13 protein-coding genes are annotated in these 15,465 nt (G+C 36.9%); all 13 read right to left on the minus strand.

Annotation, left to right across the window (positions count from 1 at the left end; genetic code table 11):
• Positions 1–70 precede the first annotated feature (70 nt).
• The 13 genes from uxaC to TTE_RS09350 all read right to left on the minus strand — a co-directional run bounded on the left by uxaC (position 71) and on the right by TTE_RS09350 (position 15,447).
• Complete coding sequence (gene uxaC / locus TTE_RS09290) at positions 71–1,471, minus strand: glucuronate isomerase (RefSeq protein WP_011026082.1); 1,401 nt, start codon at positions 1,469–1,471, stop codon at positions 71–73.
• A gap of 5 nt (positions 1,472–1,476) precedes the next feature.
• Positions 1,477–3,096 (minus strand): mannitol dehydrogenase family protein, encoded by a 1,620-nt coding sequence (locus TTE_RS09295; RefSeq protein ID WP_009609968.1) that lies wholly within the window; start codon positions 3,094–3,096, stop codon positions 1,477–1,479.
• 196 nt (positions 3,097–3,292) lie between these two features.
• On the minus strand, positions 3,293–4,702 hold the full coding sequence (gene gndA / locus TTE_RS09300; protein ID WP_011026083.1) for an NADP-dependent phosphogluconate dehydrogenase: 1,410 nt from the start codon (positions 4,700–4,702) through the stop codon (positions 3,293–3,295).
• Positions 4,703–4,719: 17 nt separating this feature from the next.
• Positions 4,720–6,204 carry a gluconokinase gene (locus tag TTE_RS09305; RefSeq protein WP_011026084.1) on the minus strand — a complete coding sequence of 495 codons (1,485 nt, stop codon included), beginning with the start codon at positions 6,202–6,204 and terminating at the stop codon, positions 4,720–4,722.
• Positions 6,189–7,199, minus strand: a complete 1,011-nt coding sequence (locus TTE_RS09310) for a D-isomer specific 2-hydroxyacid dehydrogenase family protein (protein ID WP_041587337.1) — start codon at positions 7,197–7,199, stop codon at positions 6,189–6,191. Before TTE_RS09310 ends, TTE_RS09305 begins: the two co-directional genes overlap by 16 nt.
• 16 nt (positions 7,200–7,215) lie before the next feature.
• Entirely contained in the window at positions 7,216–8,667 is a 1,452-nt protein-coding gene (locus TTE_RS09315) for a tagaturonate epimerase family protein (protein ID WP_011026086.1), read from the minus strand.
• A 23-nt stretch (positions 8,668–8,690) separates the two neighbouring features.
• Positions 8,691–9,446, minus strand: a complete 756-nt coding sequence (locus TTE_RS09320; protein WP_009609941.1) for a DeoR/GlpR family DNA-binding transcription regulator — start codon at positions 9,444–9,446, stop codon at positions 8,691–8,693.
• 179 nt (positions 9,447–9,625) lie between these two features.
• Positions 9,626–10,600, minus strand: coding sequence for a glyoxylate reductase (gene gyaR, locus TTE_RS09325; protein ID WP_011026087.1), 975 nt, complete (start codon positions 10,598–10,600; stop codon positions 9,626–9,628).
• Between the two features lie 20 nt (positions 10,601–10,620).
• A complete protein-coding gene (locus TTE_RS09330) occupies positions 10,621–11,541 on the minus strand; it encodes an AEC family transporter (RefSeq protein WP_011026088.1) in 921 nt (306 codons plus the stop codon).
• 80 nt (positions 11,542–11,621) lie between these two features.
• A complete protein-coding gene (locus tag TTE_RS09335; RefSeq protein WP_011026089.1) occupies positions 11,622–12,536 on the minus strand; it encodes a sugar phosphate isomerase/epimerase family protein in 915 nt (304 codons plus the stop codon).
• Positions 12,537–12,538: 2 nt separating this feature from the next.
• Entirely contained in the window at positions 12,539–13,285 is a 747-nt protein-coding gene (locus TTE_RS09340) for a sugar phosphate isomerase/epimerase family protein (protein WP_009609947.1), read from the minus strand.
• Between the two features lie 13 nt (positions 13,286–13,298).
• On the minus strand, positions 13,299–14,345 hold the full coding sequence (locus TTE_RS09345; RefSeq protein ID WP_011026090.1) for a Gfo/Idh/MocA family protein: 1,047 nt from the start codon (positions 14,343–14,345) through the stop codon (positions 13,299–13,301).
• Between the two features lie 13 nt (positions 14,346–14,358).
• Positions 14,359–15,447 carry a Gfo/Idh/MocA family protein gene (locus TTE_RS09350; protein ID WP_011026091.1) on the minus strand — a complete coding sequence of 363 codons (1,089 nt, stop codon included), beginning with the start codon at positions 15,445–15,447 and terminating at the stop codon, positions 14,359–14,361.
• Between the last annotated feature and the right edge of the window lie 18 nt (positions 15,448–15,465).

Raw genomic sequence — 15,465 nt, forward strand, 5'->3', positions numbered from 1 at the left:
GTTTCTTTGGTATATCACCTCCTTTATATCATTTTCTACCATCTTCTTTACTTCTTTCGTTTTAAGATATTTATACCCCCATGTACTCTTTCGCATTATTAAATGAAATATCCTGAACTATTTTGCCTAATAATTCTATATCATTTGGCACTTCTCCATTTTCTACCCATTCACCTATTAAATCGCAAAGTATTCTCCTAAAATATTCATGCCTTGCATAGGATAGGAAGCTTCTTGAGTCTGTCACCATACCTACAAATCTCCCCAGCAATCCTACATTTGCCAAAGTCTTTAACTGCTCCTTTATTCCATCTTTATTATCATTAAACCACCATGCAGCTCCAAATTGCATTTTTCCTGCTATCTTGCCGTCTTGAAAATTCCCTATCATCGTTGCAATCACATAATTGGCAGCAGGATTCAGTGTATATAGAATTGTTTTGGGCAGAGCACCCTCTATTTCAAGAGAATCTAAAAGCCTTGAAAGTGAATAAGCAATTGGAAAATCTCCTATGGAATCATATCCTGTATCCGGTCCAAGAATTCTGTACATCTTAGTATTATTGTTTCTCATTGCTCCAATGTGAAGTTGCATTACCCAGTTTAGTTCAGCATATTTTTTACCCAAGAAAATCATTGTATATGTTTTGAAACTGTCTATTTCTTCTTTTGTTAAATGCTGTTCCGTCAGGACCTTTTTAAATACTTTTTCTGCTTCTTGTTTTGATGTCTTTTGATAAAATACATAATCTAGGGCATGGTCAGAAATTCTACATCCTACAGAGTGGAAAAATTCTATCCTTTTCTCAAGAGCCTGTAGAAAGTCATCATATGTGGTTATTTTTATACCACTTGCACTCTCTAATTTTTTAATCCACGAGAGAAAATCATCTTTTTCTATATTTAGCCCCTTATCTGGTCTGAAAGCAGGTAAAACTTTTATGTCAAAATCTTTTTCTTCTTTCAATTTGATGTGATATTCTAATGAATCCACTGGGTCATCTGTAGTTATCACTACTTTTACATTTGATTTTTTCAATATATTTCTAGCACTAAAATCTTCTTGACTTATAACTTCATTTGCTCTTTCCCAAATGGACTTTGCTGTCTTCTCATTTAAAAGGTCATATATGCCAAAATATCTCTGCAATTCTAAATGAGTCCAGTGATAAACGGGATTTCCTATTGCCATGGGTATTGTTTTAGCATAGGCAACAAATTTTTCATAATCATCTGCATCCCCTGTAATATATTTTTCATCTATACCATTAGCTCTCATCAGCCTCCATTTGTAATGGTCGCCGTATAGCCATACCTCTGTGATATTTTTAAACCTCCTATCCTCATATATTTCTTTTGGACTTAAATGGCAGTGAAAGTCATAAATTGACATATCTTTTGCATATTGATGATACAATTTCACTGCTGTTTCATTTGTGAGTAAAAAGTCTTCATCCATAAACTTTCTCATTGCCATCATTCCTTACATCCAAGATATTTTTCTAATACTCTTCTCACTGCACCTGGTCCTTCTATAAACTCTTTGAAATAACTTTCTATCCTTTCTCCCAGTCCTACTTCATAAAGGTCAACGCCAAAAATGTTTACATTTGAAAGAATGGGTTTTAAATTGTCTTTTACCGAATCTACATCACCTAATTTTATGTTCGAAATGTGAGACCTTAAATCTTCAAGCAATGGGTCTGGGCTTAATGTCATTGGATTGCCTTCATCATCTAAACCCATTAAATACCTCAACCATCCTGCTATCACAAGAGGAATGTATTTTAAGTCTGTCACTTTTAAATCTGACCTTTGTTTATAGGATTTTATCGTCTCTCCAAATCTTATTGCTATCTTTTGTGACGTGTCTGTTGCAATCCTTTGCGGAGTGTCTGGCATGTACGGATTAGGAAATCTCACCTCAATTACTTCTCTTAAGAATTCTTCTGGGTCTAACACACCTGGATGAACAACTACAGGTAGCCCTTCGTCATATCCCACTTTTTCAACAAGTTTCTTAAGGCATGGATCTTTCATTTCATCTGCTATTGTGCTATAATTTAACAAACAACCAAAAATCGCTAATGTTGTATGCAAAGGATTTAAACAGGTTGTCACTTTCATCCTCTCTACTTTTTCTACTGTTTCTTTATCTGTAAAAATCACTCCTGCCTCTTCTAATGGAGGCCTGCCATTAGGGAACTTGTCTTCTATCACTAGGTAGTGTATTTTTTCAGCATTTACAAAAGGCGCTATTATAGTGTTTTTACTGGTTTTGATTATGTCCATTCTCTCTATGCCAAGGTCTTCTAACTTCTTTTTCACCTCTTCTGAAGGCCTTGGCACTATTTTATCTATCATACTAAGCGGGAAAGATACTTTTGTAGAATCTGTTAAGTAATTCAAAAATCCCTCTTCAACAAAACCTTTTTTTATCCATTCTTCTGCGATAGTCTTTATCGAATTGAAAAGTCTTTCTCCATTTCCAGAGAAATTGTCTAAACTCAAAAGAGCAAGAGGATATTTTCCTGCTTTGTATCTTTCATAGAGTAAGGAAGTTACTTTTGAAATGATGTGTTTAGGTTTATCCAGACCTTCCTCTATGTCTTCTTTTACATCTTTTATATATTCACCTGAAAAGTCTTTTAAGTTATAAGCTTTTTCTGTTATTGTAAAACTTGCTATCTGCAGTGATGGATTCGAAAAGATGTTTTTCAATCTTTCCCAATCACTATGTGATGGATCGGCTATTATTTTATCGCTTATACTGCCTATGACTTCTATTTCAAGTGTTCCATCTATGTTCATGACTACTAGCATACTTAAATTGTCATAAGGAACATATATTTTTTCAATTATTTCATAATCATATGACTCCACTGCTATAATTCCTTTATCAATAAGTCCTTTATCTAAAAGATTCTGTTGTAGAAGTGCTATAAATCCTCTAAAAATGTTCCCTGCTCCAAAATGTAGCCAAATTGGACTTTCTTTGGTTCTTTTTGAAATCTCCTCAACATCGTAGTTGGGAAGTTTTATGCCTCGACTCCGCCATTTTTCAACATCTTTTATACCTTCCCTTGTCAGTAGCATATCCCTTCTCCCTTTCTAGAATTGCTTTGTAATATTGCTTCTTTTATTATATATCCACTTTACTTTGTGGATTATCTTGTGTTTAATAATATATATTCTACACAAATCCAAAAAATCCTTCTTGATTTTTAAATTTTTTTATTGAATTTTTGTTGAAAGAAAATGGGAGGACAAGAAACTCCCACTAATTCAACATTTAATCAATTGGCTCCCATTCTGTATGGAAAATTCCTTCTTTATCTATTCTTCTATAGGTGTGGGCTCCAAAGAAATCTCTTTGCGCCTGTATCAGGTTTGCAGGTAGGTTACCTTCAACCATGCTTAAGAAATAGTCAAGTGAAGAACTAAGTACTAGAGTTGGGATATAAAATTCTTTTGCTAAGTTAGTCACATATCTTATTGAATCCAACTTATCCATGAGGAATGAAATAGATTTATCGCTGTCTAACAAGTTCACATTTTCTTTGTTTTCATTTAATATTTCTCTCAAAAAATCTAAAATCTTTGCCCTTATAATACAGCCGCCCTTCCATATGCGCAATACCTCTGGAAGGTCAATATTGTACTCAAAAGTTTTTGAGGCCTCATGTATAAGCCACAACCCTTGAGAAAAGGAGGTGAATACGCTAAATAAAAGGGCATTTTCTAAGTCTTTTATCACTTTTTCTTTATCCAATTTTACATCAGGATATGTTTTTTTAACTTTCCCTGAAAGTTTTACTCTATCTTCTTTAAAGAATGACAAACTCCTTGCCTCCACAGCAAGGCTCAGTGAGGGAGTTGGTATTCCTAAATCCAGTGCAGTCTGAGAAGTCCATTTTCCTGTACCTTTTTGTTCTGCTTCATCCAATATCAAATCTACAAGATGTTTTCCTGTCTCTTCATCCTTATATCTCATAATCTTGAAGGATATCTCCATTAGGAAAGAGTTCAATTCTCCATTATTCCATCTTTCAAATACATCTCCTATCTCTTCAGGAGAAAACTTTAAAATTTTTCTCATTATATCGTAAACTTCAGATATTGCCTGCATTATGGCATATTCTATTCCATTGTGAACCATTTTAACAAAATGTCCTGCTGAGTCATTTCCTACATATGTACAGCAAGGACCTGATTCTGTCTGTGCTGCAATCTTTAAAAGAACATCTTTTACCATTTCATAAGCCTCAATACTTCCTCCAGGCATTAATGAAGGACCGTGCAATGCTCCTGCCTCTCCTCCCGATACTCCCATTCCTAAATAGAGTATGCCTTTTTCTTTTAATTCTTTTATACGCCTTGAAGTATCTTTAAAATAGGAATTGCCCCCATCAATGATAAGGTCACCTTTTTCAAGATAGGGCAGAAGCTCCTGTATAACATCATCTACAGGCTTCCCTGCCTTTACCATAAGTATAATTTTTCTAGGTTTTTTTAAAGATTCAACAAAAGATTTTATATCGTGATACCCCTCTATTTTTTCATTTTTTACTCTTTCTTCTAAGAATTCTTTTGTCTTTTCTGAAGTTCTGTTAAATACAGATACGGAATAACCTTTCCTGGCAATGTTTAAAGCTAAATTTTGACCCATAACTGCTAAGCCAATCAGCCCTATTTCATTCATTTTTAATACCTCCTGTTTTATAATTTGCTGTGAGCTTCGAATAGGCTTTTGAGCTCTCGAGATAATTTTTTGAAAAATTGAAATTTCTTTTCATAATAATTGATCTCTTTTTCGTCTGGCATATAAACATTTTCTACACTAACCATTTCCTTCGTAGCTTCAGATAAATCTTTGTATCTTCCAAGAACATAGTATCCTAGAATAGCGGAGCCAACAAGAGCAGGTTCTTCTACTTTAGAGACTTTAATAGGCAGCCCCAGTGTCGATGCAAAAATTTCCATCCAGAATGGTGAATTTGTCGCTCCTCCTCCTGCCCTAATTTCTCTTATCTTTATATTATTGTCCTTCAACGCCTCATAAATCATGCGCAGGGAAAAGGCTACTCCTTCCATAGCCGCTCTTATCATATGACCCTTTGTGTGAATATTCTTTAATCCAAAAAACACTCCTGATGCAATATTTCCTATTTCTTTGTCCCTTTCACCTGTCAAGTAGGGCAGGAAAAAGAGATTTGAAGAATCTTCTTTTGAAGCCTCATGAGTTAATTCTTCATAGGGCATGTTAAAAATATTGTCTCTAAGCCATTTTAGTACAACTCCTGCATTGTTTATAGCAGCCCCAATGAACCATTTACCCGAAGATAAATAATAAGTTTGAAGCCTCATAGCCTCTTCTTTGTCAAAAACAGGTTCAGGATAGGCTACTCTGAACATTCCAGTAGTCCCTATGTTTATCGCACCAACTTCTTCCTCAAAAGCCCCAATTCCTATTCCCACCGCTCCTCCATCGTAAACTCCTGTAAGTACTTTCACATCTTTTGTTAGTCCCAAAAGCTTTTTAGATTGTTCGGGCAAATCGGCCAAAATTTTATCTGAAGGCATGATGGGAGGAAGTTTTTCTTTAGAAACCCCTAAAATATCAAGCACATAGTCATCCCATTCAAGTGTATTTACATTCATATAAGCAGTTGCAGAAGAAAGGCTGGGCTCTGTAAAAGGTTCTCCTAAAAGTTTTAAAAGTATAAAATCTTTAGAGCTCAAGAAAAACCTTGTTTTATTAAATATATCACTTCTTTTCTTTTTTAACCAGTAAATTTTAAACAAAGGGGCATGAAAAGTTGGAGTAAAGCCTGTCCTTCTGTAAACCTCCTTTACATCAATTCTTTCTAAAAGTTCCTCATAGGTTTCTCTCGCCCTCAAATCCAGAAGTGTCATAATGCCCATTAAAGGATTTAATTTGTCATCTATGGGAATTAAGCCAAACATATAAGAAGAAGGAACGATTAAGGAAATCCTATCTTCAAAGCCTTTTGCCGCCTCCCCTGCTGCTTCTACAAAAGCGTTAAAAAGGGTATCTGGGTCGTGCTCTGCTTTTCCTTCGTTGTCTCTTTCAATAGGCGTTTCCTTCCTGTACAAGCTTAAAATATTTCCTTTTTCGTCCACCACACCTGCTTTTAAGTTTGTCGTCCCTATGTCAACAGAAAGAATCAAATCTTTTTCCATTTCTCCCCCTCCAGCACCTCTTTATTTACAACCCCATCGGGTATTTCGCCTCGTAGGACTTTTTCTGCATCTGAAACAACTTTATCTCCCATGCCTTTTAAACACTCGTATGTGTAGGCAGAAGTGTGAGGGGTTATCACAACATTGTCAAATTTAAGGAGTGGATGATTTTCATCAATAGGTTCTCCTTCTACCACGTCAAGTCCAACCCCGGCGACTTTCCCTTCCCTTAAGGCTTTTATAAGAGCCTCTGTATCTATAAGTTCTCCTCTTGCAGTGTTAACAATAAATACATTATTTTTCATCATAGAAAATTCTTTATAAGACAGCATGTGATAATTTCTCTCATTTAATGAAGCATTAAGAGAAATTATGTCTGATGACCTTAATAACTCCTCTAAAGACACAGGACGAGCTTCTCTCTTTATTATTTCTTCTTTTGAAAGATTTGGATCATAGGCAATAACTTCCGCCCCAAAGCCGTATTTTAATATCTCAGCAACTCTACTTCCAATATTGCCAATACCTATTATCCCCGCAGTCTTGCCCTTTATCTCATACCCTATGAAATTCGCTCTTTCATGCCATTTCCCTTCTTTTACTTTAATTGAGGCTTCTCTTACTTTTCTCATCACATCTAAAAGGAGTGCAACTGCATTTTCTGCCACAGCTTCTCTTTCAACTATTCCTTCAACTATGGTGACTATAGTGCCTTTTTTTGTCGCACTTTCTATATCTATAGCATCGTAACCTATGCCATGGCGAGCAATTAAAAGAGTTTCATCCTTGTACTCAAAAAACTCCCTATCATAATAGGGCTTTACACTGGCAATTATTATAGAATAGCCCATTAATTTTTCTGCCAGAGCCTTCCCTCTCATGTCATGAGGAAGCTCAAACCTGTCTACCTGCCCTAATGCTTTTAATCTTTCAATGTGTTCAGGAAAGTGCTTCCCGAAACTGCTAGAATTCACAATTGCAATTTTTACACCCATTTCAACCGCCCTTTCTTTATTTACTGAATATCTCTTTAAAGTGATTTTCAATATTTTTTCTGACAAATTCGTAATGCTCCTCTTCGTACTTATTTAAAACTTCAAAAATTTGTTTTTTCCTTTCTTCCAGTAAAACTCCATAAGAGATGTGGAAAAGCTGCTTAATTTCCGGCTTTGAAACAATCTGAGAGTCTTCCAAGTTTATATTTTCAGGAAAGTCCTTCTTATCAATCAGCACTTTGTAGGCTTTTTTACTTTCTTCAAGGTTATAAAGGGCAATCTGGTAAAGTTCTTTAAAAAGCTCTTTGTCTTTTTCAAAAATCAAATTAACTGCCTGAAGCCAGCTCGTGCCAGAAGTTTTTATGTGAAATTCCCCTTCGGTGATTTCGCTGAATACTTTGTAAATGCTAAATTTATCACTTCCAGAATGAAGACTCAATTTGTATCCTCCAAATTCTCTGGAGAGAAATTGATGTTTCTTCAATTCTACAGCAAATTTATCCACATCGCCTATATAATCTATGGCCTTTTGAAATTCCCCAGGAAATTTAGGGGCCAAACTCCAGAAATCTATCCCTTTCTCATGCAGATATTCAGCGACAAATATGTGATCTTCTACTGTTGTGTCTTTGTCTCCTTCGTCAATTGAAATCTCTAGGTCAAAATTTTTTACTTTATCCTTCAGAATACCATACACTTTTTCTACGAAGTCCATGGCTTTTTCATAAGTGAGAGCAGATTTATACAATTCCTCTTCTGAAACTGTAAAAGCTTCTTTTGTTGGCATCACAAATTTTTTGCCTTTAAATCTTTCAATTATCCTCTTGCTTGTAATATTTAACTTCTCCGCTTTTTCTTTTAACTGGGATTCTGTATAGTCTGATAGTTTCACCAGCATATCACTTAAATCAAGAGTATACATGGTATAGCCTGCATCAATTGCCTCCATCAAATAATTTTCATCTTTTATGTGGTCAGCGTCTGCACCAAATTTCCCTGTATATCCTTCTTCCAGCACACCCAAAATCGCTTTTAAAATAGCCTCTTTGAAACTCCGATGGGTTTTCATAAGCTCTCTGGGAGATTGCTGAGCTAAAACAGGGAAGACATCGTAATTCTCTACTGCTCTAATATGAGCAGCAGTAACAAGCCCTAACCTATCGCCCATTCCAAAGGAGACTTTTTTATTACATGGAGATGGCGCAATACTAAACTTGTCTTTTAAAATTACAAAATTTTCATAAGTCAGTGGGTAAAGATTTAAATAATAGCCTATTTCTTTTAAATATTTCCTTTCGGTGAAATAGGGAGAAGAAAGTGTAAAATCCCCTTGTGTTAAAAGGCCAATGCTCTTTTCATTTGCCTTTTTTACAACAAAAATATAAATGTCTTCTGAAAACTTTCTAAATGATTTTTCGTAAAAATAAAAACCTTCTCGTGAAAGATACTCAGCTACCTTGTTAATCATCTCCATCTTCCTTTCAAACATAATTACACTATTTCAATCTTCACATACTCTGTTAGCTGCTTCACTATTTCTCTGTTTTCCTCCCCTGCAGTTATTATCTTCTCAATATCGTTAAAGGTAGCAAAGGACACCATAGCAACTTTTCCAAATTTACTACTATCGGCAACCACAATCACTCTGCTGGCAGACCTTATCATGGCCTTTTTAGCTTCGGCTTCAAAAATATCCGAAGTGGTAAGCCCTTTTTCTACAGATATGCCGCCAGTTCCTAAAAACAATATATCTATGTTGTACTTGCCTATGCAGTTTACAGTTTCGAAACCTACCATAGACTGATTGTCATGTTTTAATTTGCCACCAGTGATAAAAAGGTTAATGTCTGGATTGGTAGAGAGTTCTGTAGCAACATTTAAAGCATTTGTGATAACTGTTATGCCTTTTAAACTCTTTATGGCCTTAGCTATATGATAGGTGGTAGATCCTGCATCTAAGAATATGACATTTCCCTCTTTAATCTCTGTTACAGCTTTTGCAGCAATTCTCTGCTTTTCCTCTATGTGCTCTTTAAACCTTTTGACAAGGGGAGGAACTACTATATTTTCTTTCAATACTGCTCCTCCGTAATTTCTCTCAATAAGCCCCTGTCTCTCAAGTTCCTCTAAATCCCTTCTTATTGTTTCGTCTGAGACTTTGAATATTTCACACAGTTCTGAAACCTTGACAGCTTTTTTCTTTAAGATGATTTCCTTAATCTTTTCCCTCCTCGTTGAAACAAGCATCTACACCCTCTCCTATGTTATAAGATGTTAAAATCCTAACATTATTTGTGGATTTTTATTGCTTTCATTATATTAATTCTACACAAATCCAAAAAATCCTCCTTTATTTCTAAATTTTTTATTGGCCTTTATGGAATTTTTGGAGTTAAAAAAGGAATCCCAAAAGGGACCCCCAAAGATTATCTTTTATTCAGAATATCCTTGTTAACCAATGTGCGAGGAACTCTTCCTTCTATCACATCAATTATGTTCTGGGCGACAAGCACTGACATGTCTCTTCTAGCTTCTTCTGTTGCACTTCCTATGTGAGGAAGCATTACAACATTGTCAAGTTCGGCCAGCTCTTTTTCAAATTCTGGTTCTCTTTCATAGACGTCTAAGCCTGCAGCGTAAATCCATTTTTCTTTTAAAGCCTTAACCAGTGCCTTTTCATCTACCACAGGCCCTCTACCTGTGTTTATCAATATTGCAGAATTTTTCATAAGTTTTAGCTCTCTTTCTCCAATTAAATGCCTTGTCTCAGGTGTTAAAGGAAGGTGTATTGAGACAAAATCGGATTCTTTCAAGAGAGTGTCCAAATCAACGTACTTGGCTCCTGTCTCTTTTTCAAATTCGGGTTTTGGAGTTCTGGCATTATATAAAATCTTCATCTCAAAGCCTTTTGCCATTTTAGCAAAAGCTTGTCCTATTCTCCCTGCGCCTATAACTCCTAACGTTTTCCCGGTTACACCTTTTCCTAAGAAAAGCATTGGCGCCCAGCCCTGAAATTTACCTGCCCTCATGAATTTATCCGCTTCTACCACTCTTCTCGCTGCAGCAAATAAAAGAGCCCAAGCTAGTTCTGCAGTAGCATTTGTCAAGACATCGGGCGTATTTGTTATGTAAACTCCCCTTTTTGTAGCTTCTTCTAGATCTATATTGTCAAAGCCCACAGCATAATTTGCGACAATCTTTACATTTTTGGCAGCTTCAAAAAACTCTTTATCCACCTTGTCAGTAAGCTGTGTTATCACTGCATCCTTGTCTTTTATTTTTTCCAAAAGCTCCTCTTTGGTAAGCATTCTGTCATATGGGCTCACCTCCACTTCGCAATACTTCCTTAAAAGTTCCAGTCCCTCCTCTGGAATAGCTCTTGTCACAAAAACTTTAAACATACTTGCTATCACTCCTCCACTTAAAGTTTATTTATCAACACCAAAAATATTGGTATTGTTAAAAACGAAAGCAGGTTTGCAATGAAGACTACTGTAGAAGCAAAGCCGTTCTTTTCACTCATCTGCCTTGCGACAATTGCCACAGTAATCATTGTGGGCATTGCAGCTTCAAGTACAGCAACTTTCTTGGCAATAACAGGCAGGTTCAGATAATAGACCAATAAAAAAGCGATTAAGGGGGTTAAAATTAGCTTTATCAAAGCAGGAATAAAGAGCAAATAGTTTAAGTCTCCTTTTTCTATGACGTACATATTCATCCCTATAAATAAAAGGGCCATTGGAATTGCTATACTCCCTATCATATAAGCGCTCTTCATTATGACCTCTGGTACATGTATTCGCAGTGATGCTACCATAAAGCTTAAAACTATGGAAATAAAAGAGGGATTTAAAATCTGTTTAAGTCCTTTTACATCAAAAGATTTATCATCAGATAAAACCCAGATGCCTAAAGTCCAGAATAAAGGTGTATGCCCCAAATCGTAGAGGATGACATATGGAAGGCTTATATCCCCAAATAGTGCCATATTTATTGGGAGACCCAAAAATATAGTATTGCTAAAGGAAGAAAGAGCGTACAGAGCATTTTTCTTCTCTTCTGGAACCTTAAGTAGTTTAAAAATAAAAGCAGAAATCAGTAAAGTTAAAACCACAGTAAAAGAGCTCACAAGAGGCAATTTGTAAGAGGCTTTTAATAGCTCTGGAGTGTAATTTACATACATGCTGTAGAATATAAGCAGTGGAGTTGCAACCAAAATGGTTAAATCTGCTAGCATCTTGAAATGTTCTTCTTTTACAAGCTTTATATAAGCTACGTAATAACCGACAGCCATAACGATGAAGATTTCTACGAGGATTTCAGCTATTTTAGATGTGACCATTTTTTCACCTCATCCTGTCAATTTCGATTATACCACAGTTTTAAAATATTTACAAAAAAGGCCCAACTTAAAGTTGAGCCTTATATAAACTGTTTTAGGTATTTTAATCCTAAAAGAAGTCCTTCTTTTACTTTTTCTTCGCTACCCTCATACACAGGGTCTTCGTGCTCTATGCTTATAACTCCATCATATCCGCTTTCCTTCAACGTTTTTATAAACCTTTCCCAATCGACTTTTCCCATGCCTGGCATTCTGTACCTCCAATATCCCATTCCAGGTGAGAGCTGCCTTCCAAAAATTCCGTATCTTCTCAGTTTATCCTCAAAAATTTCCGTGTCTTTTGCGTGGACGTGGAATATTCTGTCTTTGAATTCTGGTATGACTTCTATGTAGTCTATAAACTGCCACACAAGGTGAGAGGGGTCCAAATTCAATCCAAAGTTTGGGGATGGAATCCTTCTAAACATTTCTTCCCAGAGTTCCGGCGTAAAGGATATTGTCCCAGGAAGCCCGTGTACCTGCCAGCCCTCCATAGGGCAGTTTTCTATTATGATTTTCACACCTCTGTCTTCAGCATACTTTATTATATCCGTAAAAACCCTCTCAAATTCGTCAAAATTGTCTTTTATGCTCTTTTCAATGTTTCTTCCAACAAAGGTTCCTACCATATCAGTGCCCAGCATTTTAGCCGCATCAATGCATTTTTTAAGATGGTTGTTTATAAATTTCCTCTTTTCAGGGTCTTTATCCAGGTTATTGTCATAATATGCTAAAGAAGAAATTGTGAGCCCGTACTCTTTAAAATATTTTTTTATCTCTTCTGCTTCTTCCTCTGTCAAAGTTTCCACGTCTATGTCAGTGCCTGAATAATCCCTAGTGTTATCTTTAGGCCAGCAGGCAACTTCTAAGGATTTAAATCCATTTTCACTCGCCCATTTGGCTTTTTCTTTTAAAGGCATGTCTCTTAAAGCCACTGTTAAAAATCCTATATACATAATTACAATTCCTCCTTTAAAATCCTTCTTAAATTCTCAAGGCTTATTTTTGCACTCTCAAGGGGAGACCTTTTGCACTCATCCTGCTCAACAATCAGCCACTCCACACCATTTTCTTCTGCAACTTTTACTATCTTTTTAAAGTCAATTATTCCATTCCCTATCTCTGTATTGCTCCTATCCTTTCCATCCATATCTTTTAAATGAATGAGAGGAAGCCTTCCAGAAAATTTCTTTAAATATTCGAGAGGGTCTACTCCAGCGTATTTTACCCAGTAGACATCAATTTCTGCTTTCACTGACTCTTTATCCGTATTCTTAAAAAGTATATCAAGGCCGTATTCTCCATCATAAATTTCAAATTCATGGGCGTGATTGTGATAGCAGAAAATAAGCCCTTTTTCTTTGCACCTTTCCCCTACTTCATTGAAAAACTTTGCCATCTCAATATAGTCCTCTTTTGATTTATAGGGAACGCCGGGACACACTATATACCTGTTCCCTATTTCAAGGCTATACTCTAAAACTCCGTTTAAATCCTTCTTCAGTAACTCTATACCCACATGCGACCCGGCTGCCTTAAGACCAGTCCTATCTAAAACCTTTTTAAGTTCGCTTGCCTTTAATCCGCCATATCCTGCAAATTCTACACCTTCATATCCCATCTCTGCCACTTTTTCAAGAGTGCCTGTAAAGTCTTTCTGTGCTTCTTCCCTAACAGTATAAAGCTGAAGCGCAATAGGTAGCATCCTAACTTCCCCCTTAAAGAACTATTTCAACTCCCTTTTCAGCGGACAGATACGCCGCATCTATTATTTCCATAAGTTTTGCTCCCTCTTCCGCTGAAGCCAAAGGTTCTTTACCTTCTTTTATGCAGTTTACAAAGTGTTCAAACTCGTCTAAAGGCTTCTTGGGATAGTTTGTATTTGGTATTATGTCCACTAAAGTATTCACAACTTCTGAAAATACCTTTATCTGACCATTTTTGAACCATATACCGCCTTTATCTCCTAAAATTTCATAGTAGTTGTAATCTCCCTCAATATTGGAGGCCCAGCTAAATTCAAAGTCAATTGTAGTACCATTTTTAAGTCTTATAAATCCCACTGCCATATCCTCTACATTGTAAATGCCATTGCCTGATTTTGCTTCACTCCATCCATTCCAGCTAGTACTATTTGAAAATTTAGAGTAGGTAGCTGCTGAAACGGACTTAACCTCCGGATAATCCATAAAATACATGACCAGGTCAATAAAATGCACGCCCAAATCTATCAAAGGCCCTCCTCCAGATAATTTTTTTGTGGTAAACCATCCGCCTTTACCCGGAATGCCTCTTCTCCTCCTCCATCCCGTCTTTACATGGTATATTTCTCCAAGATAGCCTTCTTCTATGTACTTTTTTACAAAGTAAGATTCGTTTGTAAATCTGTTATTTAATCCCACCATAAATTTTGTCTTGTATTTATTCTTCGCTTCAATTACTTTGTGGGCCTCTTTGGCATTTAAAGTCATGGGCTTTTCGCAGTGGATGTGAATTCCCTTCTCCATCGCTTTTATAGAAATAGGGGCATGCAAATAATTAGGAGTACATATGCTAATTAGATCAAGTTTTTCTTTTTCAAACATTTCTTCATAGTTTTCGTAAACATGAGGAATACTGTACTTCTCTGCCAGCCTCTTAGCCGCCCCAACATCCGGGTCAGATATGGCTACAATTTCAACATCTTTTAATCTTGAATAACCGAGTAGGTGCTTGTAATCAGCAACTGCACCTGCACCGACACATGCGTATCTGAGTTTTTTCATACATAAACCTCCATTACTTATTAAAGTATACAGGCTTTCCTGTCTTAGCTGATGTGTAAATAGCCTCTAATATCTCGCTTACCACCAAAGCTTCTTCTGGCTTTACAACCGGTTCTCTGTCATTTACAATGGCATCTATCCAGGACTTGGCTTCCAGATACCCGGGGTCTTCTCCTTTCCCTTCGTAATACGCGACACCGCCTATGTCAAAAGATACTTTTGTAGTGTAAAGGCGTCCAAACCTCTCGCCATTTATGCGAAGCCCATCTCTCATATCGGCTCCGCCTTCTGTCCCGCAGAGAGTCGTCATCGCTTCCCCGACATCCAGTGTGTTCAAAGCCCAGCTGGATTCTAATATGATGGTAGCGCCATTTTCCATGACTATAAACCCAAAGGCAGAATCTTCTACTGTGAATTTTTCAGGGTCCCATGGTCCCCATGCGTTTGCCGCGTTTGCCATCTTGCCAAGTTTGTGGTACACTGTGCCAACCACCATCCTAGGCTTGTAATTGTTCATCATCCAAAGGGTTAAATCGAGAGAATGGGTTCCTATATCGATTAGAGGACCTCCTCCCTGCTCTTCTTCATCCAAGAAAACCCCCCATGTGGGAACAGCACGGCGCCTCACTGCATATGCCTTTGCAAAATAAACTTCGCCAAGCTCTCCATTCTGGCAAATCTTATGTAAATACTGCGAATCTGGCCTGAAGCGATTCTGATACCCTATTGTAAGCTTTTTGCCTGTCTTCTTATAAGCTTCTACCATCTTTCTTGCGCCTTCTGCAGTCTTTGCCATTGGCTTTTCACACATTACATGCTTTCCGGCGTAAAGAGCATCCACAGTTATGCCTGCATGAGACTTATTCGGTGTGCAGACGTGCACTACGTCTATAGTCTTGTCTTCTAAAAGCTTTCTGTAATCTGTGTACACTTTCGCATCGTCTGTTCCGTATTCCTTTGCTGCCTTCCTAGCCCTCTCCTCTATGATGTCGCAAAAGGCCACCATTTCAACGTTATCAAGCTTTGCCAAAGAGGGCATGTGCTTTCCAAAAGCTATCCCTCCGCAACCAATTATTCCTACTCTCACTTTTTCCTTGGACATTTTTCTTCCTCCCTTTGC

Origin of the sequence: Caldanaerobacter subterraneus subsp. tengcongensis MB4, from assembly GCF_000007085.1 — a bacterium.
In the GTDB taxonomy this organism is placed as follows: Bacteria; Bacillota; Thermoanaerobacteria; order Thermoanaerobacterales; family Thermoanaerobacteraceae; genus Thermoanaerobacter; species Thermoanaerobacter subterraneus.